Source organism: Prosthecodimorpha staleyi, assembly GCF_018729455.1.
Classification (GTDB): Bacteria; Pseudomonadota; Alphaproteobacteria; order Rhizobiales; family Ancalomicrobiaceae; genus Prosthecodimorpha; species Prosthecodimorpha staleyi.
This window is the reverse complement of record NZ_JAHHZF010000014.1, coordinates 189,384-210,970: the sequence shown is the minus strand read 5'-3', so window position 1 is coordinate 210,970 and position 21,587 is coordinate 189,384. Positions and strand designations below refer to the sequence as shown.

26 protein-coding genes and 1 pseudogene are annotated in these 21,587 nt (G+C 69.6%); 8 read left to right on the top strand and 19 right to left on the bottom strand.

The window, feature by feature from the left end; all coding sequences use genetic code 11:
• The 12 genes from KL771_RS24885 to KL771_RS24830 all read right to left on the bottom strand — a co-directional run.
• A partial coding sequence (locus KL771_RS24885; RefSeq protein WP_261971201.1) for a host-nuclease inhibitor Gam family protein occupies positions 1 to 227 on the bottom strand: 227 nt, incomplete at its 3' end.
• On the bottom strand, positions 220 to 921 hold the full coding sequence (locus KL771_RS24880; RefSeq protein ID WP_261971200.1) for a helix-turn-helix domain-containing protein: 702 nt from the start codon (positions 919 to 921) through the stop codon (positions 220 to 222). The genes KL771_RS24880 and KL771_RS24885, both read right to left, overlap by 8 nt.
• The gene (locus KL771_RS24875) at positions 918 to 1,292 is read right to left on the bottom strand and encodes a hypothetical protein (protein ID WP_261971199.1); all 375 of its coding nucleotides are present in this window, start codon (positions 1,290 to 1,292) and stop codon (positions 918 to 920) included. Before KL771_RS24875 ends, KL771_RS24880 begins: the two co-directional genes overlap by 4 nt.
• Positions 1,276 to 1,485, bottom strand: a complete 210-nt coding sequence (locus KL771_RS24870) for a hypothetical protein (protein ID WP_261971198.1) — start codon at positions 1,483 to 1,485, stop codon at positions 1,276 to 1,278. Before KL771_RS24870 ends, KL771_RS24875 begins: the two co-directional genes overlap by 17 nt.
• The gene (locus KL771_RS24865; RefSeq protein WP_261971197.1) at positions 1,482 to 1,883 is read right to left on the bottom strand and encodes a transcriptional regulator; all 402 of its coding nucleotides are present in this window, start codon (positions 1,881 to 1,883) and stop codon (positions 1,482 to 1,484) included. Before KL771_RS24865 ends, KL771_RS24870 begins: the two co-directional genes overlap by 4 nt.
• On the bottom strand, positions 1,877 to 2,491 hold the full coding sequence (locus tag KL771_RS24860) for a hypothetical protein (RefSeq protein WP_261971196.1): 615 nt from the start codon (positions 2,489 to 2,491) through the stop codon (positions 1,877 to 1,879). The genes KL771_RS24865 and KL771_RS24860 overlap by 7 nt, the downstream gene beginning before the upstream one ends.
• Positions 2,491 to 3,225, bottom strand: a complete 735-nt coding sequence (locus KL771_RS24855) for an AAA family ATPase (RefSeq protein ID WP_261971195.1) — start codon at positions 3,223 to 3,225, stop codon at positions 2,491 to 2,493. Before KL771_RS24855 ends, KL771_RS24860 begins: the two co-directional genes overlap by 1 nt.
• A gap of 58 nt (positions 3,226 to 3,283) precedes the next feature.
• Positions 3,284 to 5,464, bottom strand: coding sequence for a DDE-type integrase/transposase/recombinase (locus tag KL771_RS24850; RefSeq protein ID WP_261971194.1), 2,181 nt, complete (start codon positions 5,462 to 5,464; stop codon positions 3,284 to 3,286).
• The gene (locus KL771_RS24845) at positions 5,446 to 5,901 is read right to left on the bottom strand and encodes a hypothetical protein (protein ID WP_261971193.1); all 456 of its coding nucleotides are present in this window, start codon (positions 5,899 to 5,901) and stop codon (positions 5,446 to 5,448) included. Before KL771_RS24845 ends, KL771_RS24850 begins: the two co-directional genes overlap by 19 nt.
• A gap of 5 nt (positions 5,902 to 5,906) precedes the next feature.
• Positions 5,907 to 6,734: a ParB N-terminal domain-containing protein gene (locus KL771_RS24840; protein WP_261971192.1), complete on the bottom strand. Its 828-nt coding sequence runs from the start codon at positions 6,732 to 6,734 to the stop codon at positions 5,907 to 5,909.
• Between the two features lie 31 nt (positions 6,735 to 6,765).
• Complete coding sequence (locus tag KL771_RS24835) at positions 6,766 to 6,984, bottom strand: hypothetical protein (RefSeq protein ID WP_261971191.1); 219 nt, start codon at positions 6,982 to 6,984, stop codon at positions 6,766 to 6,768.
• Positions 6,981 to 7,268, bottom strand: a complete 288-nt coding sequence (locus KL771_RS24830; RefSeq protein ID WP_261971190.1) for a helix-turn-helix domain-containing protein — start codon at positions 7,266 to 7,268, stop codon at positions 6,981 to 6,983. Before KL771_RS24830 ends, KL771_RS24835 begins: the two co-directional genes overlap by 4 nt.
• Positions 7,269 to 7,503: 235 nt before the next feature.
• Between KL771_RS24830 and KL771_RS24825 the strand changes: the two genes are divergently transcribed.
• The 4 genes from KL771_RS24825 (at position 7,504) to KL771_RS24810 (ending at position 10,029) form a co-directional block, all read left to right on the top strand.
• On the top strand, positions 7,504 to 8,016 hold the full coding sequence (locus KL771_RS24825; protein ID WP_261971189.1) for a helix-turn-helix domain-containing protein: 513 nt from the start codon (positions 7,504 to 7,506) through the stop codon (positions 8,014 to 8,016).
• 130 nt (positions 8,017 to 8,146) lie between these two features.
• Entirely contained in the window at positions 8,147 to 8,527 is a 381-nt protein-coding gene (locus KL771_RS24820; RefSeq protein ID WP_261971188.1) for a hypothetical protein, read from the top strand.
• Positions 8,528 to 8,918: 391 nt separating this feature from the next.
• Positions 8,919 to 9,092, top strand: a complete 174-nt coding sequence (locus KL771_RS24815; protein WP_261971187.1) for a hypothetical protein — start codon at positions 8,919 to 8,921, stop codon at positions 9,090 to 9,092.
• A 214-nt stretch (positions 9,093 to 9,306) separates the two neighbouring features.
• Positions 9,307 to 10,029: an AI-2E family transporter gene (locus KL771_RS24810; RefSeq protein WP_261971186.1), complete on the top strand. Its 723-nt coding sequence runs from the start codon at positions 9,307 to 9,309 to the stop codon at positions 10,027 to 10,029.
• Between the two features lie 21 nt (positions 10,030 to 10,050).
• On the opposite strand, the gene KL771_RS24805 is transcribed toward KL771_RS24810, so the two are convergent.
• Positions 10,051 to 10,749: a VIT1/CCC1 transporter family protein gene (locus KL771_RS24805; RefSeq protein ID WP_261971185.1), complete on the bottom strand. Its 699-nt coding sequence runs from the start codon at positions 10,747 to 10,749 to the stop codon at positions 10,051 to 10,053.
• Between the two features lie 113 nt (positions 10,750 to 10,862).
• Positions 10,863 to 11,276, bottom strand: a complete 414-nt coding sequence (locus KL771_RS24800) for a hypothetical protein (protein ID WP_261971184.1) — start codon at positions 11,274 to 11,276, stop codon at positions 10,863 to 10,865.
• Positions 11,277 to 11,743: 467 nt separating this feature from the next.
• Here KL771_RS24800 and KL771_RS24795 point away from each other — a divergent pair, with 467 nt between their 5' ends.
• Both KL771_RS24795 and KL771_RS24790 read left to right on the top strand, forming a co-directional pair.
• Complete coding sequence (locus KL771_RS24795; protein WP_261971183.1) at positions 11,744 to 12,172, top strand: hypothetical protein; 429 nt, start codon at positions 11,744 to 11,746, stop codon at positions 12,170 to 12,172.
• Between the two features lie 147 nt (positions 12,173 to 12,319).
• On the top strand, positions 12,320 to 12,484 hold the full coding sequence (locus KL771_RS24790; protein ID WP_261971182.1) for a DUF3309 family protein: 165 nt from the start codon (positions 12,320 to 12,322) through the stop codon (positions 12,482 to 12,484).
• A gap of 97 nt (positions 12,485 to 12,581) precedes the next feature.
• Here the strand turns inward: KL771_RS24790 and KL771_RS24785 are convergent, their stop codons facing one another.
• The 3 genes from KL771_RS24785 to KL771_RS24775 all read right to left on the bottom strand — a co-directional run bounded on the left by KL771_RS24785 (position 12,582) and on the right by KL771_RS24775 (position 17,759).
• The gene (locus tag KL771_RS24785) at positions 12,582 to 12,758 is read right to left on the bottom strand and encodes a CsbD family protein (protein WP_261971181.1); all 177 of its coding nucleotides are present in this window, start codon (positions 12,756 to 12,758) and stop codon (positions 12,582 to 12,584) included.
• A 68-nt stretch (positions 12,759 to 12,826) separates the two neighbouring features.
• A complete protein-coding gene (locus KL771_RS24780; RefSeq protein ID WP_261971180.1) occupies positions 12,827 to 13,021 on the bottom strand; it encodes a hypothetical protein in 195 nt (64 codons plus the stop codon).
• Between the two features lie 133 nt (positions 13,022 to 13,154).
• On the bottom strand, positions 13,155 to 17,759 hold the full coding sequence (locus KL771_RS24775; RefSeq protein WP_261971179.1) for a chemotaxis protein CheB: 4,605 nt from the start codon (positions 17,757 to 17,759) through the stop codon (positions 13,155 to 13,157).
• Positions 17,760 to 18,359: 600 nt separating this feature from the next.
• Between KL771_RS24775 and KL771_RS24770 the strand changes: the two genes are divergently transcribed.
• Positions 18,360 to 18,701, top strand: coding sequence for a response regulator (locus tag KL771_RS24770; RefSeq protein WP_261971178.1), 342 nt, complete (start codon positions 18,360 to 18,362; stop codon positions 18,699 to 18,701).
• A 42-nt stretch (positions 18,702 to 18,743) separates the two neighbouring features.
• Here the strand turns inward: KL771_RS24770 and fni are convergent, their stop codons facing one another.
• Together fni and KL771_RS24760 are read right to left on the bottom strand one after the other, a co-directional pair.
• Complete coding sequence (gene fni, locus KL771_RS24765) at positions 18,744 to 19,835, bottom strand: type 2 isopentenyl-diphosphate Delta-isomerase (RefSeq protein ID WP_390867661.1); 1,092 nt, start codon at positions 19,833 to 19,835, stop codon at positions 18,744 to 18,746.
• A gap of 302 nt (positions 19,836 to 20,137) precedes the next feature.
• Positions 20,138 to 20,356: pseudogene (locus KL771_RS24760) on the bottom strand (hypothetical protein); the annotation flags it as partial.
• A gap of 5 nt (positions 20,357 to 20,361) precedes the next feature.
• Here KL771_RS24760 and KL771_RS24755 point away from each other — a divergent pair.
• The gene (locus KL771_RS24755; RefSeq protein ID WP_261971177.1) at positions 20,362 to 21,312 is read left to right on the top strand and encodes an extensin-like domain-containing protein; all 951 of its coding nucleotides are present in this window, start codon (positions 20,362 to 20,364) and stop codon (positions 21,310 to 21,312) included.
• Positions 21,313 to 21,587: the final 275 nt, after the last annotated feature.

Sequence of the window (21,587 nt, the reverse complement as noted above, 5' to 3'; positions counted from 1 at the left end):
TCCGCCCAGACCTTCAGGCCGTTGAGCTTCGCCTCGACCGCGTCGCGCAGCGGCTGCGCCTCGGTCTCGGCCGCCTCCTTGAGCTTGGATAGCCGATCGTTGAGCGTCGCCTCCAGGCGCGCGACCTTGCGATTGATCTCGCCGATCTCGCGCAGGGTCGCGGCGGCCTCTTCCCGGTTCTGCGGCACCGGCAGATTGATGCCGAGCGTCTTCGTCCTTTTAGCCATGCTTCACCTCGGGCAGGTTGTGGGGGGGCGGTTCGAGGATCGCCGCGCGCCAGGCGGCATCCAGCTGGTCGAGGGCGCTTTCGAGCTGCTCGCGGGCCGGGCGCTCGTAGCGGCCGCCCTGGTCGCGGTGCCAGGCGTCGCGGGCGGAGCGCAGGTTGCGCATGGCGGCGGCGACAACGGGCGGCCGGACGGGGATCTCGATCCGACGCTCGACGATGCGCGGCTCCGGCTCCGGCCGCTCGGTCTCGCGGACCAGGACCGTGCGGGCGAGCGCCTGGACCTCGGGCAGCGTCAGGCGGATCGCGGCCCGGGGCGAGGCGAGCGCCCGGCCGGCGACGGCGACCGGATCGATGTCGGCGGGCGGCGGCGGCACGATGCCGGTGGCGAGCACGGCCGTAACGATCTCCAGGGCGGCTTCCGCGGCCTCGACGATCGCGCGCGTCTCGCGCTCGGCCGGATCCGCCAGGGCCTGGTCGATCCGCGCGACGGCATTCAGCACCGTCGAGTGGTCGCGGCCGCCGAGCGAGCGACCGATGCGCGGCAGGCTATAGTTCGTCCGTTGCCGGGCGATCCAGAAGGCGACATGCCGGGCGCGGACCATCTCGCGCGCGGTGCTGTGCGAGAGGATGTCGGCGACGGAGATGCCGGTCACCTCCGAGACGCATTCGACGATGGTGGCGACGGTGACGGTCATGCCGGCTGCCCTCCCTCGGGGACGCGGATCGGCACGACGCGAGCCTGGGGCGCACGCAGGCGCACCACCCCGGCCGGCAGTGTCACCGAGGCGGCGGCACACTCCTGCACCGCGACCACCTGGCGCGCGACGGCCAGGGCCTCGTTGCAGGTCACGACCGCCCTGTTGCACTCCTCGACGGCCGCGGCATAGGCGGCGGTGGCCCGGTCGCGATCGGCGCGCAGCCGGCCCAGCTCGACGGCGATCCCGGTCAAGGCGAGCGAGATCAACCCGTAGAGATGGCTTTCGATCGCGACCGGCCGGCTCTCGGCGACCGCGCGGCCGAACTCGGACGCCAGATCGGCGAGCAGGGTTTCAGCGGCGAATGTCATGGATCACCTCCGCATCCTCGGCCTGGCGCGAGAACAGCGGCGCGGCCGGCAGGGGCTCGAGGGTCAGGACGACGACGGGCGAGGCGCCGTCGACCAGGTTGCCGCGGCCGCGCCAGGGGCGGCCGTCGATCGAGACGGTGGCGACGACCGGACGGCCGGCGCCGGAGACGGTGGGAGCGGGGCGTGCGCTCATGATTTCACCTCACGATGAGAGCAGGTCTTGCAGGCGCGACGCAGCCGCGCCCGGGTGGAGTTGGAGGCTGTGAAGGGGCGGCTCTGCTCGCGCCGGCACTGGTCGCGGCCGATCTCGCCGAGCACCGGGCACTCGACCGTGGAGCCCATCAAGGCGCCACGGACGACGGCCTCGAAGCTGTCGAGATCGCCGCCCTTGCCGTGGACGCCGTATTTGCGGGCGAGCACCTGGCTGACCACCGAGGGGCTGTATTGCAGCCGCTTGGCGGTCCCGGCCGCGCCGGCGCGGGTCGCCTCCTCGGCGAGGGCCAGGACCCAGTCCGGTAGGTCGCCCCACGCGGCCCGGGCCTTCTCGACATAGTCGACGGTCAGCGTGCCGCTGCGGGGTCCCCTCAGCATGAGACCTCCTCGGCCTCGGCCGGCCCGACGATCTCGTTGCGGTTGGGGTCGAAGACCAGCTTGGTGCGCAACACCCTCGGCGGCAGCGGGCCGGAATTCATGCTCGGCTTCAGCCGGTAGACCGCCGGGACGTTCGGGCCGCCGGCGCGCTCGATCTTGAGATAGCCGGCATGGGCGAGGAGCAGCACGTAGGTCTTGGCGGAGTGGAGCGCGACGACGCTGTCCTCGACCGAGGCCGCGATGGCGACCTCGGCGGCCGTGAAGGACGACAGCGCCCGGATGGTGTTCCACATCTGCTGGGTCTTCGAGGCGACCGGCTTGCCGTCGCGGGTCATCGGCGGCAACTGCGTCGGGCGCTTGAGGACGCGCCAGCGCGGCGGCTTCCCCGGCAGCGGCTCGACGATGCCGGCGCCGGCCAAGGTCCGCATGAAGCCGCGCAGGGTGCTGTCGCTGACATCGTCGGTGCGCAGGACGAGCTGGCGGAGCGTGACCGGGCGGTCGAGCCCGTTCGGACCGGCCGTGAGTTCCCGGATCACAGACCAGACATAGGCCGAGCCGCGCCGCAGGGGGCGGGACTTGTCGATCTTGAGGGCGAGGATGATCGACATCACTGCCCCCGCGGCCGGGGCGCGGCGCCCGTGTAGAACTCGCCCTGGTAATCGACCTTGGAAATGGCTTTCAAACCGGTGTTGCGGCTGTATTCCGTGACCAGGTCGAGATTGACCACGATGCGGCGGGCGCGGCCGCCGGAGATCGCGCCGATATGGGCGATCAGGTCGTCGGCAATCTCGACCGGCGAGACCAAGCGGGCGAGCGCGCGGGCATCCTCCAGGTCGCAGGGCTGTGCCGGTTCCCAGACCAGGACCCGGTTATGCACCCGCTCGACCTGGGCGATCTTTGACGGCAGCTTCTCCTCGCCGAGGAGCAGGAAGGGCGCGCCGGACGCCTCCTGAAGCTCGCGCACCAGCTCGATCATGTTGCGGTCGCAGAGCTTGTCGGCCTCGTCGATGATCACCGGCCGGTCGTCGTCGACCAGGGTCTCGATCACCTTGTCGGCAAGCTGCGGGATGGTGCCCTTGGGCTCGATGTTCAGCTCGAAGCAGAGCTTTTCGAGCAGGACCTTGCGGGTCCAGCTGTCGCCGACCTCGACCCGGGCGGCGCCGGTGCGGTTCTGCACGTAGATGGCGCTGAACGTCTTGCCGAAGCCGGAATGGCCGTAGAAGACGCCGAGCCCCGGCCGGCCGGGGCCGCGGTGGCGCAGCTTCTCCATGGTGACCATGCAGGCCGCGACATTCTTCAGGAGGGCGACCGTCCCTCGGATGGTGGGCGTTTGGGCGTTCAAGGATCTGGCCTCAGAATTCAGGTTCGGATGGCCCCGGGCGCGTTCCGGGGCGGTTCACTCACCGCAACTGCTCCCCGCCGGCGTCCTCGTAGACGGCACGCATGGCGCGGTACTCAGGCCCGGCGGCGTAGCCGCCGAGCCAGAAGGCTTCGTCTTCCGACAGCGCCTCGCCGGCGGCCCGGCGGGCCTCAAGCGCCTGGGCGCGCCGGAAGCGCTGATGGCTGGTTTCCTGCCGGCGCAGGGGACGGACCTTGTCGACGGCCTCGACCGCGATCGGGGCAGCGGTCAGCTCGGCGTGGAGGGCGGCGGTTCGGGCATCCATGGCGCGGGGCGCCGAGGTCGGTCGCGTCGAGGCATCGAGCGCGGCGGCGATCGCCGGCGTCTCATGGCGCTCCTCGCGCTTCGGCAGGGCGACGACGTTCGGCACGTCGCGGGCGGCGACCTCGAGGGCGCGTTCGATCAGGGGGCTGCCCTTGGTCAGGCGCTTGATCTCGGCGCGGGCCTCGCGGCCGCGGCGCTCCAGGATCTCGGCCTGGGTCTCGCGCTTCGCCTTCAGGATGGTCGCGGCGGCGAGGCCGGCCAGCTCCGGGCACAGGCCCTCGCCCCGATAGGCGCCGGTCTCGGCGTCGAAGGCGAGGATGCGGCCGGCATCCATCGGGTCCATGCGGACCGTGACCCGATCGCCCGGCAGGCAGGCGGCGACGACATAGTGGTGGTGATCGACCCGCACGCCGAACTTGGTCACCGTGCGGATGCCGCCCTGGCTGGCGACCGGCATGAGCAGGATGTCGAGCGCGCGCGGCTCGACGGTGCGGATCGGCGCCGTCGATTGTGCGGCCGCCCGGATCGGCGACAGGCCGAGGGCGGAATGGTCGCGGTGGCTGTAGATCAGCTCGACCCAGCGGTCGACATGGCCCTGCAGCGCGGCGCCGGTCAGCGTCACCCCGAAGGCCTCTGCCGTCTCCTGGCCGAGCCGCTCGGCGAAGCCCTTGCGGTCCTCGATCCGCTTCCGGTCGGCCACCGAATGGCCGATGAAGCCCGGCAGCAGCGTGGCGCAATCATGCTGGAAGGTCCGGATCACGCGCTCGACGTGACCCTTCTCCTGCGGGGTGTACTTCGCGGAGGTGAGCGCCTCGATGTCCAGGTTGGCGAAGAGCCGCTGCGTCGCTTGCGCCACGAAGTCCGAGCCGTTGTCGGTCTTGACCTGGCGCGGCACGCCCCAGGCGAGGATCGCCTTGCGCATCAGCATGCCGACGGCGGCGGCCCGCGGCGTGCGGCTCACATAGAAGATCGTCCGCCGGGTCGCGATGTCGATGCAGGCATAGATCGCATGGCGGCCGTCGACGCAGAGCGCGTCGACCGGCGAGGCGTCGATCATCCAGAGCCCGTTCGGCTCGCGCACCCAGCGATAGGAGCCGACGCCGGCCGGTGCCATGGTCGACCGGTACCGATCAGGATCGGAGAGCTTCGTCAGCACGACGGCTTCCGCCGAGCGCAGCTGCTGCAGGAAATGCTGGAAGGTGCGGACCGGCGGCATCGCGCAGGCGCGGCCGCGGACCTCGATCGTGTCGCCGAACTCGGCCCGGCATTGCCGGCGCACCTGGTCGGCGGAGAGCAGCGGCTGATGGGCGATCAGTGCCAGCACGAAGTTGCGCACACGGCCGCCGGCGGCCGTGTCGAGCACGCCCTTGCCCTTGCGGGCGGCGGCCCGGTCGACCGCGAGCCGGTCCAGCCGGCCCAGGAACTTCGCCGAGCGCCAGCGCGCCAGCGTCCGCTTCGACAGGCTCGGGATCAGCTCCTTGATCCATCGATCGACCTGGACCGCGCCGAGATTGTAGCGGTCGACGAAGATCTGGCTGCGGGCCGCGTCGCCGAGCCGCTGGCCTTGGCTGAAGGCCTCGAAGGCCGCCACGATGGCCAGCCGCGCGTCGCGCTCCCGAGCCGCGCGGTCGGTCAGGCCCTCGCCGAGGACGATCGCGGGTTGGGCTTTAGGTTCCGGCCGGACGATCTGCCGGTGGCGCCGCTCATAGTCCAGCCGCGCGACCGGCGGCAGCAGGTTGATGTGGAACTCCAGGCCGCCGCCCCGGGCCGCCCGGTTGCGCACATAGGCCATGCTGTCGGCCCAGCCGAGGCGCTCGGCAAGCATCTGCACGCCGCGCTCGGTCTCCGGCATGTCCGGCAGGGCCTCGGCGGCCAGTTCGCGCGCGGTCAGCCACTCCTTCACCGGCGCGCCCTCCATTCGGCATCCGCCGCCTGTTCCTCGCGTTCGGCCCGTTCCTTCAGCTCCCGCGCCCGCTCGCGCTTCAGGAGCGCCTCGTACTTCTGGTCGACGACGATCAGGCCGGCATCGGCCAGGAGGGCATTGAACGGCCGGGCATCGCCCGTGATCGCGACCAGCCCGGCGAGCCGGGTGGCGCTGATCGCGTGAGGCTTTTCCTGGCTCGCATAGGCGTCGAGCATGGCGCGGGTGACCTTCTCGTCGATCATCTCGGACAGCGCGGCGGCGATCTCGTCGCGGCTCCGGCCGTCGTCCTCCAGCGTCCGGGCGATCGCCCGGGACAGCCGCCGCGCCCGCGTCCACGCCCGGACCTCGGCCTCCTCGAAACGGGGCACGACCAGCTCCGGCCGGATGTCCCGGAAGAGGTCCAGGGTCGAGGTGTCGCGCGGGCGCTTCATCGCGATCAGGCGCTCCGGCGGCGCGGCCGGGCGGCCATCCAGCGCTCGATCGCCGGCTCGTGCGCGGCGAAGAAGCGCACCTGCTCCCGCTCGGAGAGGCGGGCGAAGCGGTCGGAAAGCTTCTCCCAGGGCGCCTGGGCGGCCGGCGCCGGGACGCGGTCAATGACCGCGATGGCCTCGGCGACCGAAGTCGCTCCCGGCGGCTCGGCGAGCAGGAGATCGGCGATCTTCGCCTGACGGTCGGGATGCTGCGCGGCAAGCTGCAGCAGCTCGGACTGGATGTCGGCGATCGGGGCGATTGCGATGCGCTGGCGGGTCGCGTCGGAAAGCCCGGTGGCGATCTGGACCGACACCTGGACCGAGCGTTCCGATATCCCCATCGCCTTGGCGGCGGCGCTCGAGAAGCGCTCGGCGAAAATGCGCGCAGAGTCTGCGAGCATTTCCTTCGACGGCCGGCCGCGCTTCGGCTGCGGCCGCGTCTCCTCGAAAATCCGCTTCCAATGCAGGATCGCGACCGCCCGATCGAGTTCGGTCGGCTCGAAGCGCAGGATGTTTTCCTGGATCTCCTTCAGCCGCATGGCCCCCTCGTCGGGGAAGGCCGAGGCCGGCCAGACGCGGGCCTCGATCGCCGTGTGGCCGAGGCTGACATGCGCGGCGAGGCGATGGCCGCCGGTGATCAGGCGATAGCCGTCGGCGGTCTCGACCACGTCGACCGGGGCGAGGATGGCGCCGGCCTCGATCTCGCGGGCGAAGGCCTCGACCCAGCCCGGGTTGATCTGGCGCAGGCGATCGGTGGCGTCGATGCGGGAGGTATCGATGTGCTGGATGGTCATGGACGGTTCCGGGATGCGTGATGTCGCGGGTTCAGAGCGTGCCGGCGGCGGCAAGCCAGACGATCGCGGCCGCCAGGAACAGGCAGACCGCGATGAGATCGAGGACGATCCGGGAAAGGAGGGCGGCGGAGGAGCACTCGGGCTCCTCCGCCAGGTCGCGCGCGTCGGCGTCGAGGCCGGCTTCAGGGGAGGTTGCGCGCGCGAAAAGGGTGTCTGCGGTCAGGCGCTCGACGGACACGAGGCGGCTCATGCGGCGGCTCCGCGGTCCGCGCGGCCGGCACACTTCGGACTCGCGTCAACACCGGTCGGCGTGGCAGGGTTCCGACGACGCCGGATGTAGCGGCCAGGCCAAAGCTCCTGGACGGTCACACCCAAGGCGTTGGCGATCGCCATGGCGCCCGGCTGACATGTGCCCCAAAGCGCACGCCGGCAGGCGCTCTCGTGGAGCCCGTTGTCGAGGGCGAGCCCGGTCAGCGTGTGACCACGCCGGGCCAGCTCGGCCTTGATCTCGTGGTTGTCCCACTTCCTGGACATCGTCTGAGTTCTCCTCCGAGACGGCCTGGCAGGGCCCTCTCCGGTTGGGGGTGTTACGTTACGGTTGGTAGGGCAAATGTGCATTCTAAAGAGCGCATCATCAACAAAAATGAGCGCGTCAGAGTTCGTTCTTGAACCCTGCGGCGAGCATTTCAGAATTGTTGCGTGATTTCAGAGTGTTAAGGATTTGTCCATCGGAATGGGGATCTCTGACCGAGCGTCAGAGTTTGGCGAAATGCACTCTGAAAAGTTCGCCGATCGCCTGAAGCAGCTCCTCGCCGACTCGAAGCAGAGCGAGCGCGCTTTCGCGCGCGCCATTGGCCTCTCGCCCGGAGGTCTTCGCGGTCTTCTGCACGAGGGTAAGGGGCCGACGCTCGAAACTGTCTTGCAGATCGCGTCGGCCTGCGGTGTTTCGGTGCTTTGGCTGTCGACCGGTGAAGGGCAGCCTCACGCTGCCAAACCGGATAGCACCGGCGGAAGCCCGGGGACCGGACGCCCGCCTGCCGGGCTCGACCCGGAGCTGTTCGGCCGTGTCGTCGATCGTGTGGCCAAGGTCTATCGAGAGGCGAATGTTCGACTGCCTGAGGTGGACAAGGGCCGGATCGCCGCTGAGCGGTATCCCGAAATCGCAGATCAGGCCGAAAGCGCAGACGAGTGGCCCGCTTTGCTTGACCTGATCGAGGTTCGCCTCAAGAAGGCACTTCAAACCGCCGTTAACGCACCAGGCCAGACCAAACGCGAGGCCTGATGGTTGTGCAATCTGCGATCATCGCAATTGCAATCAGTAGGCGTGCAGTCAATATTGATGCTCTGATTGTGAACAGTTTTTGCAAACCACCGGGTGAAATTTCATGTGGGCTCGCGTTTTCGCAGCTTGGGTGATCGTCGTGGCCCTTCTGGCGCCGGCGCGCGCCGACACCACGACCGAGCAGCGCTGGATCAAGGAATTGCTCGATGCCGAAACAATGATCCTCGCCGCGATCGAGGTCGGAGACATGGAAGAGATGCGCGCACAGAGCCTGATCATCTCTCGGCTTGCTCGCAGCACTGAGACCGTTCTCGTTCGCCTGAAAGGTGCCGATCAAGTGACTTGCTTCACAACCGCGTCATCTCTGGCCGCGGTCGCTGACACTTTGAGAATGAAGCCATCCGCTCGCAATCTGGTTGGGGCGCGCGACGTAGCGGCGCTGTATGGTCGGGCACTGCCTATCTGCGGCCAGGCGCTCGGCTTGAAAGCTCGGTCCCGGCTGGCGTTCTAGCGCCCAGCCCACGGGGAACAGTCGCCGGTCGCGCCAGCTTCCGTAATCCGACCGGCGGAACCCGCCATGCCATTCGATCTTGCGCGCCGCCGCCTATTGCCGCCGCCGCCGAACCCCGCCGCCGCCGCGGAAATCCGCCATTATCCCGCCAGACCCCGGCCAATCCCGCCCATTCCCGCCAATGCCATTTGATCCTGCGGGTTACACGATGTCGCGCCGGCCTTGAGTCAGTCGGTCTGTCTCGAACAGAACCCGGACTGGATCGACATCGCGGGCGAGCCGATGACGGTGCTCGCCGCGATCGGGCGGTTCGCGGCGGCCAGACCGACGGTCGGGCTTGGCAGACGCGCCGCGCCACTTACAATGCGTCGGCTCTGCCGGAGGACGCCGCATGCCAAAGCCCGCCCGGTGGATCGCCGGCATCGTAGGCGTGCTGTTCGCCGTCCTCGCGATCGGCGCCATCACCGTCGGCAACGATCTCGGCTTTTCCGGCGTGATCGGGGTCATCATGTTGTTCGGTGGGCTCTACGCGGTCGTCCTTCTGGGGCTGGCCAAGGTGTTCTGACGAGGCACAAATGCGCAGCCTCACTCGGCCGCGACTGCGACCTCTTCCCGCTCCGATCTCGATCAGTTCGCGCTTCTCGCCGCCGCCCTCGCTTGCCGGCAGGAGCAGCGCGCCGGCCTGCCCGGCGGGCTCGAGGTGGCGTGCCTCGTCTCCGTGGCCATGACGCCCGGGGTGGCCGTGGGATCGACCGTCGCGGCGACATCAACCGAGCGGGTTGTCGCGTCGAGCCGATAGCCTGGCCGCGCGCTCGACCCAGCCCGACGGCCAGGGCGAGGGCAGCCTCGGCCGGCTGGCCTCCTCGGTCGACATGACCGCCGTCACCGGCTTCCTCGGCGGGCTCACGCCGGCCTTCGGCGAAGTGCTCGTGTTTCTCGCCACGCTGGCCTTTTTCGTCGCCGGCCGCGCCGCCCTGCGGCGCAAGGCGATCCTGGCAATCGGCGACCGTGACCGTCGCTTGGCGGCGATCCGGGTCTTCAACGCCGCCGAGGCGACCCTGGCGACCTATTTCGGCACCACCGCCACGATCTACCTCGCAGTCGGGATTCTGACCGCGGCGGTCGCGTGGAGTTCGGGCCTCGCCAATCCGGCGCTGTGGGGCGTCATTGCCTTTCTGCTCAGCTTCATCCCCTTCCTCGGGCCCGCGATCGTCACCTTTGCGCTCGTCTCGGCCGGCCTGCTGCCCCATACCGGACTGCTGGCCGCGCTGTGGCCGGCGGCCGGATTCGGCATCGTGCATCTGATCAGCGAGAACGCGGTCCTGCCCTCGATCCTGGGCCGGCGCTTCGAGATCAACCCGTTCCTGGTCTTCGTCGCGATCGTGTTCTGGAGCTGGATGTGGGGCCCGATGGGCGCGGCGCTCGCGGTGCCGATCCTTCTGGTGGCGCAGACCCTGCGCGACGCAGCGCCCAGCGAACCGACGAGCACCCTGCCGGAGTGACCGGCCTCCCGGGCGCGGGGCCTACACCGCCACCCCGAAGACCATGCCGACGCCGGCGGTGGCGGCCATCGCCAGGGCACCCCAGAAGGTCACGCGGACGGCGCCCTTAAGGATGCCGGCGCCGCCCGTATAGGCCCCGAGGCCGCCGAGGACCGCCAGCGCGATCAGCGCGGTGCCGGCCACCACGACGCTGACATGCGCGGCGGGCGTGAGCAGGGCGACCAGCAGGGGGATCACGGCGCCGACCGCGAAGGTCAGCGCGGAGACGACCGCGGCCTGGATCGGATGCGCCGTCACGGTATCGGAGATGCCGAGTTCGTCGCGCGAATGTGCCGCCAGCGCGTCGTGTTTGGTCAGTTGCACGGCGACTTGGCGTGCCAAAGCGTCGTCGAGCCCCCGCGCACGGTAGATGCCGGTCAGTTCGTCCAGTTCGGCCTCGGGCGTGTCGCGCAATTCGCCCGTCTCGCGCGCGATGTCGGCCCGCTCGGCATCGGTCTGCGAACTGACCGACACATATTCGCCGGCGGCCATCGACATGGCGCCGGCGACGAGGCCGGCGAGACCGGCGATCAGGATCGCGCCATGGTCCGACCCGGCGCTGGCGACCCCGACCACCAGGCTGGCGGTCGAGACGAGGCCGTCATTGGCACCCAGCACTGCGGCGCGCAGCCAGCCGATGCGATGGACTTTGTGAGTTTCGGGATGGGGAAGTCTGCTCATCGAAGGCGATCTCCAGGTCGCGCCGATGCGCGTCGTGGCGGGGACGCGATTGCACACGACGACCGGTCCTCAGCATGGGGCTGCGAACCGGATCGCCGCGTGATGGTGGACGGTCAGGCGGCCTTCGGCCGGTTCCAGGACTGCGCGTCCGCCTCGGCGAGCCAGGCTTTCAGCATGGTCCTTTCGGCCCGCTCGACCGCCGCCACGGCGATCACCAGGGTGGCCTCCGCAAGCTGAGCGGCCCGTTCGGCGCGATCGTCGAGCCGGGCCCGGTCGTCCTGCGTCTTCCACTCGGTCACGGTGGTCTGCGCGTCGCGGACCCAGGCCTTCACCGTGGCCCGGGCGGCCGTCAGGGCGCCCTTGGCATGCTGCGCCTCGCTCTCGATCACCTCGATCTGGGTGCGGATCGCGGCCTCGACATCTTCGGTGCGGGTGTCGGTCCGTGCGCCGAGCGCGTCGAGCCGGTCGTGAATTCGGCCGACACGACTGCGCAGGTGTGCATTGAAAGTCTCGATCATGGTGTTCATGGCGATCGTCCTGGGTGGCCGCGGCCCCGCGCTGCCCGGGTCATGGGCATCATTCTGTCCATGATGGACCCTAGCTCGGCCTTCGCCCCCGCAGCAGCTTCGGAAAATGCTCAGGCCGAACGGGTCGCGTGCCGCGCCGCGTCTTGGCCGGCGGCCTGGCAGGTCCGCCGCCCTTCGAGGTCGCCGCACCGGGTCGCCGATCGGGTCCGCGCCACTCGCGCCGGTCCGCGCCCGCGTAGTCTCCGCCATGCCGGCGCGGCGGCGTGCGTTCGCGACGGATCGGCGTGGGTAGAATCCGACGCTATCGCGAGGGCGCTGCGGCGCGCAGCTTGTCAGGGACCAACCTCCCCACCCCCCCACCGCCGGCGTCTCGGTCCGATCGAGAGCGACGCGGTGCGATCCACCGTCGAGGGGCCGAGGCGTTCACAACTTCCAAAACTGCCAATTCCCACGATGAAGGACAGCCCATGCTTGTCAAGATCGCCGCCGCCTCGCTTGCCTTCAGTGCGCTCCTGGGCGCCCCGCTGGCATCCGCCCTGCCCATGGCGCCGCAGCCGGCCGGTGCCGTCGAATCCTCGATTCTGTCCGTCGCCTGGTACTGCAACGGCCGCGGCCACTGCGTGAAAGCCCGTCGCAACGGCTATGTCCTGCGCGGCGGCTGGCAACCTTCCTGCCAGCTGAACTGGTTCTGGGATGGCTATCGCTGTGCCTCCCGCCCGGTGATCGTGATCCGTCCGCACTACAAGGAATACCGTCGCAACGACAACGGCTTCCGTCGCAACGACCAGCCCTTCCGCGGTCATCAGATCCGGCCGCACAACAACAACAATAATAATAACCACAACAACAATCAGAACAACAACAATCAGAACAACAACAACCCCAAGAAGATGTAACCGCCTCGCCGAGGCGGGCATCGATCGCGGCCGACCGTCGTGACGGACGTGCCGCCCGCAGGTGAACGGGATCGCCCGACCTCCGGGGCATCGATGATGCCCCGGACCGCCCTGCGGCAGGGTTCAAATCAATTCAGGAGACCAGCCATGTCGATCGGACTTATTCTCGTTATCATCCTCGTCCTCTTCCTGCTCGGCGGCGTCAGCGGTCGTTTCGGTGGCTATGGCTACGGCTATGGCAACGGCGGCATCGGTGTCCTGGGCGTCATCCTGATCGTGCTGATCGTGCTGCTCGTGACCGGCCGCCTCTGACCGGCCTCTGACGGCCCGCTTCCCAGACTGCGCAGCCACCACTTCGCCCTCGCCTCCGCATGCGCGCTCCCCCTGGCGGGTCGCGTTGACGGGTGTGTCAGCGTTGCTTGGCGCGGGATTCCCAGTAGCGTCCGATCTTGATCTGAGCCTTGCCCTCCGAGCGTTCGGCCTTGCCGGATTCTTCCAGATGGGCAAGGCCGAGAACGCGGCCGACGGTTTCCTTGATGGTGCCGTTGATCAGCTTCATCGAGCCGATGGCGCGGTGTCGATTCATGTTGGTCCCACCTTGCGAGAGCGAGCGAGGGCGCTGCCGGCGCGGATCGCGCCGGTCCGCCGGCCCCGTCAGTGCCGATGCGCCGGCGCGAAGGTCACGTCGATGGCGACGAGGTCGCCATGGTGGTGCGGGGCGAGGCCGTCGAACCGATCGGCGATATCGGCCAGGGTCACGTGGGCGTCGAGCGGGAACGACAGGGCGGTGTCGTCGAACACGAATCTCAGACGCGGTGCGTCGGGCGTGATCGGGGTCTGGGCATGCATGGCTGTCTCCGTGGGCCGTCCCGCGGGACCCGGGCCCCGGATCAACCGAGGATCCGGAGGAACCGAACGCTCGGGCGGCCTCTCATAACGTCGACACTAGCGCTGCAGGCCCGGCATGCGGCAGGCTCGGAATCTACCCAGCAACCGGCCCGGAATGGGGTTTTCCGGAGGCCGGCGGGGGCTCCCGCGTGAGGACGGGCTTCGGCGCCTCTCCGGCTTCCGCAGAGGCCAGCGCCAGGCGGGCGAGTTCGGGTAGCGACTTGGCCCCGGTGCGCGCCATGATCGCGGCACGATGGTTCTCGACCGTCCGGCGGCTGATGCCGAGGTCGGCGGCGATGTTCTTGTTCGGGTGGCCGGCCAGGATCATGTCGATGATCTGGTGCTGGCGCGGGGTCAGCCGCGCCATCTGGTCCGCGGCCGCCTGCCGCCATTCGAACAGCTTGTTGGCGTCGCGCGACTGTTCCAGTGCCCGCGCCACCCCGGCCAGCAGCGTGGCCTGGCCGACCGGCTTCTCGATGAAATCGGTGGCGCCGGCCTTCATGGCCTCCACCGCCATGGCGACATCGCCGTTGCCGGTGATCATGATCGACGGCAGGCGCTGGCCGGTTGCCTTCAGGCGCCGCAGCAATTCGAGACCCGACATACCAGGCAGACCGGCGTCGACCAGCAGGCAGGCGTCGCCGCCGGGCCGGTAGGCGGCCAGGAAGGCCTCGCCGCTGTCGAAGCCTTCGACAGTCCGGCCGTCCGCTTCCAGAAGTTCCTGCAGGGCCTCGCGGATGAAGCAGTCGTCGTCGACGACGAAGATCCGGGAATTCGCGGCCAGGGCGCCCGGACGGGGCGCCGCGACCTTGACCGGTCCGGGGGCTGCCGCCGCCGCCGGCAGCATGCGCAGCACGCGGCCGACGATCGCGTCGATCCTGACCGGCTTGGTCATTCGCACACAATCCTGCGCGGCGATGTCGTGCAGGGCGGCGATCGAAATGTCGCCGGTCAGAACGATGACCGGGACGTGCCGGGCGAGGTCGCGGCGCAAGGCGGCGACGACCTGCAACCCGTCCATGCCGCCCGGCAGACCGTAGTCGGTCAGGATGACATCCGGCCGCAAGCCGCGGCGGCCGACCAGGTCCAGCGCGGTGACGCCGTCCGGCGCCGTCGCCACGCGATGGCCCTCGCCGACGAGCGCCATTTCGAGCAGTTCGCGCACGTCCGGGGCATCCTCCACGACCAGGATGGTGCCGCTGCGCCGCGGATCGTCGGTGCCAGCCGGCAGGCCATTCGCGGCCTTCGGCACGGGCGGCGCCTGGGCCGGCGGGGCGGCGCGGGCGATCTCGATCGAGAAGACGGAGCCCTTTCCGGGCCTCGACCGCACGCGCACCGGATGGCCGAGCAGGTCGCCCAGACGATTCACGATCGCCAAGCCCAGGCCGAGACCACGGCCGCGTTCGCGCGCGGAATTGCCGATCTGGTGGTACTCGTCGAAGATCGCCTGCAGTTCCGCGCCCGGGATGCCGACGCCGGTATCCCAGACCTCAATGTCGAGCCGGCCCCGACGCCGCCGGCAGCCGAGCAGGATGCGGCCGGTCTGGGTATATTTGATCGCGTTGGACAGGAGATTGCGGAGCATCTGCTCCAGAAGCCGGGCATCGCTCTCGACGACCAGGCTGCACGGCACGAACCGCAGGAGGAGGCCATGGGCTTCGGCAAGCGGGCGGAATTCCGTCTCCATCCGCGCCAACAGGTCGCCGATCGCGAAGGCGGCGATCTCGGCATGGACGACCCCAGCCTCGATCTGATTGATGTCGAGCAGGATGTCGAGCATGCCCGTCATGGCGCCGATCGTGTCGTTCAGGCGGCCGACCAGGCTGCGCGCCTTGTCGCTGTCGACCGTCTTGGCGAGCAGGCCCTGCAGCAGGGTCAGCGTCTGCAGCGGCTGGCGCAGATCATGGCTGGCGGCGGCGAGGAAGCGCGACTTGGCCGCATTGGCGCGCTGCGCCTGCTGTTCGGCGAATTTCAGGGCATCCGCCGCGCTCTTGCGATCGGTCACGTCCGTGAAGGTGATCACCACCCCGGCCACAGTGTCGGTATGGGTACGGTAGGGCAGGATGCGGCGCATGTACCAGGCGCCCGCGCGGCCCTCGATCTGCCGCTCGATCGGGACGACATCGCGCAGCACCGCCTTGGCATCGTCGAGCAGCGTATCGTCCGCGGCCAGGGACGAGAGATCGGCAAGCGGCCGGCCGACATCGCCGGGGATGACGTTGAACAGCGCCTTGGTCGCCGGCGTGAAGAAGCGGATCTTGAAAGCCGTGTCGAGGAAGATGGTCGCCACGTCGGTGCTGTAGAGCACGTTCTGCAGATCGTCGGAGGTGGTGCGCTGGCGGTCCAGGGTTTCCTGGAGCTGGGTATTCAGGGCCGTCAGCTCTTCGTTGAGCGACTGCAGCTCCTCCTTCGAGGCCAGCAGCTCCTCGTTGGTCGACTGGTATTCCTCGTTGACCGACAGCGCCTCCTCGTTGATCGCCCTCTGCTCTTCGCTCGAAAGCTCCAGATTGCGGATGGCGTCGTGCAGTTCCCGCCGGGTCTGCTCCAGCTCGCGTTCGAGTGCGGGAACGTGCTGGGCGTCGCCGGCACCCTCGCCGGGCGTTGCCGGCGCCTCGCTGCGGCGCTCCTCGATGAAGCAGATCAGGAGCAGGTCTTCGCCGTCATATTGCAGAGGTTCGGCCGCGATGGTGATCGCATGCGGGGCCTCGCTGCGCACCATCCGGCCGCCGGAGACCGACGCCGGCGCGAGGTCCTTCCCGGCCCGCTGGATGGCGGCGCGCAGCCTGCCATGCAGGCTGGCGGGGACCATCGCGAACAGGTCGTGGGTCGGAAAGCCTGGCGCGACGCTGAGAAACTGGTCGGTCGGCCCCATCGAGAAAAGGCATTCGTTCCGGCGGTTGATCAGGACCGCCGCCGGCGCATGACCGTCCATCACGCGTTGCCGGACCAGGGCGGCCAGCGCCGCCGGCCGCGACGCGGTCGGACCCGGCCCGGTCCTCGGTGCCGTCCGCCCGCCATCGCCGGCATTGATCAGGAAGTCAAGATCGCCCGGCCGGCTGCGCCCGACATGGCGGTAGAGCCGCGCCGACTTCGACATCACCTCAAAGCGGCCGTCGGTCTCGCCGACCGTCTCGGAGGTGCCGAGCAGCAGCATGCCGCCCTTGCGCAAGGCGAAATGGAACAGGGAGATGACCTTGGCCTGTGCTTCGGCGCTCAGATAGATCAACAGGTTGCGGCACGACACCAGATCGATGCGCGAGAAGGGCGGATCGGTCAGAAGATCCTGGACCGTGAACACCACCACGGACCGGAGGTCGGGCTGGATCCGATAGCCGCTTTCCTCGCGGACGAAGAAGGCGGCCAGCCGCTCCGGGGAGACATCGGCGGCGATCGTGGCGGGATAAAGACCCTCGCGCGCGACCGCGATGGCGTCGGCATCGACGTCGGAGGCGAAGATCTGCAGCTTGATCGCACGATCGGTCGCCGTCAGATGCTCGCGCAGCAGGATGGCCAGCGAATAGGCCTCCTCGCCGGTGCTGCAGCCGGCGATCCAGACCCGGATCGGCTGGTCGGACGGATGGTTGCGGACCAGTTCGGGGATGGCCGCCTCGGCCAGATGCTCGAAGACCGGCCGGTCGCGGAAGAAGCCGGTGACGTTGATGAGCAGATCCTTCGACAGCAGGTCGAGTTCCTTCGCATCCGCGCGCAGGAGATCGAGATAGCGCGCCTCGCTGCCGGTGCCGAGCGCGGCGAGCGCCATCCGTCGCTCGATCCGCCGGCGCAGCGTGCCGGGCTTGTAGAGCGAGAAGTCGTGCGCGGTGCGCGCCCGGACCAGTTCGACGATCTCGGCCAGCCGCCCCGGGTCCGGATCGGCCTCGGGCGCGGCGTCGGCAGTCGTGGCGTCGGCCCCAGTCGTGGCGTTGGCTCCAGCCGGAGGGTTGGCCGCAGGCGTGGCGTCGGCCGCGGGGCGATCGGACCGTCCGGCAAAGGCAGCCAGGGCCGCCGGCATTGCGGCCACCGGCAGGATATGGTCGACCACGCCGGCCTGGATGGCGCTGCGCGGCATGCCGTCATATTCCGCCTCGTCCGGATCCTGGGCGATCACCAGCCCGTGGGTCTGGCGGATCTCCGCGGCCCCGGCGCTGCCGTCGGCGCCGGTGCCGGACAGGACGATGCAGGCGGTCTGGGCGCCGCAATCCGCGGCGAGCGAATGGAGCAGGACGTCGAAGGGCATGCGGGCGCCATGGCGCTGCTGCGGGGTCGAGACATGCAGCCTGCCCGCCTTGACCGAGAGATAGCTTCCGGGCGGTATGACATAGAGATTGTTGCGTTCGATCCTGACGCCGTCGGCAGCCTGCGAAACCGACAGGGTTGTGTGGCCGGACAGCAGATCGACCATCAAGCTTTCATGCGTCGGATCGAGATGCTGGACCAGGATGAAGGCCATGCCGGGTTCCGACGGCAGGGCCATCACCAGCTTGCGGGACGCATCGAGCCCGCCTGCCGAGGCGCCGATCGCCACGATGGTCAGCGCCGGGCCGTTGGGGGTCGGAACCGCTGCGGCAGGGGGCGGCGGGGCCAGCGGCTGACCCTGCGGCCCTTCGGCAGCACCGGCGGCGACCGAACCGTGCGACGGGGTCGGGGCCGATGGGTCCGGACCACGCGGATCCTGGGCAGGCGACTGGGATTGCCCCGACATTCTCTCTTTGTTCTCCGTAATAAGGCGCTACCGTAACGATGATCTTATTCACACTTTACCATGAAAACGGGGGTTGCGACACGATGACGGCGCGTTGCGTTCGGTGAAAATCCATCGAAGGACCATGTTGTTACGGAGGCGGAGGGCCGCCTAAGTATTTTCCGAATCTCTCCCACAATCGCATCCTGACATATTGATTTCTTCCGAGGTGCCCGGGATTGGGATAAAATCAAAGCGCTGAACCTCGCGGTCGATCAGGCCCGGGAGCGTCGTGGCGGTTCGGCGGGCGTTGTGCGGTGTGGGCGGAGGGCGGGGGCCATCCGTCATCGGTGCGATGGTCGCCCTCCGGGTCCGAGCGGTCGCGCACTTGCAGCGGAATCCCCGGCTGCGGGCGTGGCTGCGACGGCCAGGCCCATCAGGCCCGTCGCCTGATCGCCGGTCGTTACGCCGGGGGCGTCACCCCGAATTCGTTGCCCGAGGTTCGTCGCCCCTGGCGCGCCACCGCCTTACGATGCCGGGTCCACGTGGTCCCGGCGCCCGTCTCAACGCCCTGCCGGATGAAGTCGAGGTTACGCCATGCATCCCCTCCGGATTCTCCTCGTGGAAGATGAGGCGCTGCTGGCCGCGCTGCTGGCCGAGGTGCTCATCGACATGGGCCACACCGTTGACGCCATCGTGGCGACCGAAGCCGATGCCGTGCGGGCCGCGAAGCGTCTCAAGCCGGATCTGATGATCGTCGACTTCAGGCTCCGGGAGGGAACCGGCGCCGATGCGGTCGCCAAGATCCTCACCGATGGCTTCGTGCCGCATGTCTATATGAGCGGCGACCGGCTGAACATCATGCCGCGACACGCGCGCGCGGTCGTGCTGGAGAAGCCGTTCCGGGATTCCGACCTGATGCGCGCCATCGACCGCGCGGTCGGCGAGACCACCGACGCGTGACGGCGGGCGGCGGTCCGTGGTGCCGCCGACGGGACCGACGGATCAGCCGGCGAGCCGCCGGGCCTGGCGCAGGGCCGACGGGGTCGGCGAGGCGGTGCAGAAACAGGCCGCGCGGAGTTGGTCCCGCAGGATGCGGAAATGTGCGATCACGGCTTCGGTCGAGGCGACCGCACCGTCCAGGACGGCGGCCGCCTGACCGACCAGATCGGCACCGAGCGCGATCGCCTTGGCGGCATCGAGGCCGGTGCGGACGCCGCCGGAGCCGATCACGACCGCCCCCGGAACCGCCTCGCGCACCGCACGGATCGCGACGGCCGTCGGGATGCCCCAGTCCGAGAAGGCGGCGGCAACCCGGCGCTGATGCTCGGTCCCGGCCCGCTCCCCTTCGATCGCCGCCCAGCTGGTGCCGCCGGCGCCCGCCACATCGAGGATGTCGACGCCGGCATCCGACAGCCGACGGGCCACGGCGGCGGACAGGCCGCAACCGACCTCCTTGACGACGATCGGCACATCGAGAGCCGTCACCAGGCGTTCGATGGCGGCGAGCGCTCCGCGCCAGCGGCGGTCGCCCTCCGGCTGCAGGATCTCCTGCAGCGGATTGAGATGGATGATCAGCGCGTCGGCGCCGATCATCTCGACGGCGCGGCGCGCCTCGTCCAGACCATATTCGTCGATGATCTGCGCGCCGCCCAGATTGGCCAGGAGCGGGATGGTCGGCGCGAGGCGGCGCAACTCGCGCGTCACGCCGCCGTCGCCCGAACCCGACAGGGCGACCCGCTGCGAGCCGACCGCCAACGCCAGGCCGAGGGCCTCGGCCGCCTCCGCAAGATGCCGGTTGATCACGGCCGCGCGCTGCGGGCCGCCGGTCATGGAGCTGATCAGGAACGGCGCCCGCAGCATCCGGCCGAGGAACGGCGTGGCGAGGTCGATCTCGTCGAGATCGAGTTCGGGCAGGGCGCAATGCTCGAAGGCGATCGCCTCGAAGCCGGTTTCGGCCTGCCGGTAGCGGGCCGTCCGGCCGTCGAGCACGATGTCGAGATGCTGGTCCTTGCGGTCCAGAATGCCGCCCTCCGCGCCGCCGGCCAGACGCAGGGCCGCCGGCTTGGCCGACCGGCCGCGGTCGGAACGGGTCACGGCCGGGTTCCCCAGGGCGTGATCATGCCGAACAGATGGGCGAAGTCCTTCATCATGATGCGCAGATGGGTGCCGAATTCCTGGCGCACCAGTTCCTTCTCCAGATAGGAGGACCAGGTCAGCCGCAGCACGTCGGGATCGCGGCAGATGCTGACGAAGCGCTCGCGGCGCTTGTCGGAGCCGTACCAGAAATGCTGCATGATGCGCAGGATCAGGAACACCTTGCCGTGCTGGCGCATGAAGCCCCGGCGCGCCTCGGCGAGCCGGCGCGGATCGTTGCGGGTCAGCGCTGCATCGACCGCCTCGGCGGCGAGCCGGCCGGTCTTCGCTGATTCCGGGCGTTCCTCCAGGATGTCGGGGGCATCCTCGTCGCGCGCGGCCGTGTCGTCGGCCTTGATCAGAAGCCAGTTCTCGCGCTTCTCACGCGGCTTGGGGCTCATCCGGATCAGATGCCAGCGGCCGGCGAGCTTGTCGCCGGCGAGCTCGAATTCCAGGTGTCCCTTGGTATAGCCGTGGGAGGCAGACCTTGATCGATGGCGATGTGACACGACCGAGAACAATCGCCGGCGCGGTCTGGCTCTCGATCCTCCTCGCCGGCACCGTTCCGGGCGAGGCGGTGGCCGCCGGCACGAGCCCGTCGCCGGGTGGCGCGGACCGTCGGCCGGTGCCGCCGCCGGACGCCCGGCGATCGGGCGATGACGCCCAGCGCGCCGCAAGGGCCCTGCCGATCCCCCGGCGCAAGCCAGGGCCGAGCGCCCCGGTCGGCCAGGATCAGGACACGACGGGCAAGCCGCCGCCCGGTCCCGCCATGCTGCCGCGCCGAGAGATGCCCGCGCGGTCGCCGGCCGACGAGGCGGCATGCCGGGAACGCCTGGCCGGGCTTGGGGTGGTCTATGTCGAGGCGCCGGATATCGCCGACGCCGGCGGATGCCATGCCGAGCGCGTCATCAGGGTCACGGCGATCGGCCCGAAGCTGGCCTTGTCGGGGCCGGCGACCATGGTCTGTCCGATGGCCGAGGCGCTGGCGCGCTGGGGCGAGACGGTGTTGCGGCCGGCCGCGGAGCGAATCGGCCGCAAGGCCGTCACCCTGGCGGTCGGCGCCAGCTATGAGTGCCGGCCGCGCAATCGCGTGGCGGGCTCCAAACTGTCCGAACATGGCGCCGCCAATGCCATCGACATCATGGGCGTCGCATTCGCGGACGGGGCCATGACGGTCACCAAGGCCGGGGCGCGGCTGGTGCGCCCGCCCCCGGCCACCGCCGACCCGGCTGCGAGCCCGGCCGCCTCGGCCGCCAGCTCGGCCGGCCGCCCCGAAGCCCCCGCCGAGTGGGACGCCCGCTTCCTGGCCGAGATTCGGGCCGGCGCCTGCAAGCATTTCACCACGGTGCTCGGACCGGGCCAGCCCTGGCATGACGACCACCTGCATCTCGACCTCGGACTGCACGGCCGCAGCGGCACCTCCCGCATCTGCCAGTAGCCGACCAGGGAACCGCCACGCCGGGCCATCCGCTGGGTTGCGGACGGCATTCGGCTTCACCTGACAGGCGATCCGCTGAAGGCACGGGGGCGGTCGTCCGCCGGGCAGCGCCTTGTCGGTACTCTGTCGCCTTCGACCTTGCGGCGCCCGATCGAACGACCAAGCCGTTGTCGGGCGGGGCTCCGGGGACCGGGACGTGCGAAAATGAGACGCTGGGATATGGGCGATTGCGGCCGCGCCCGGCAGCTTTCATCAGGCGCGACCAAACGGGCGCG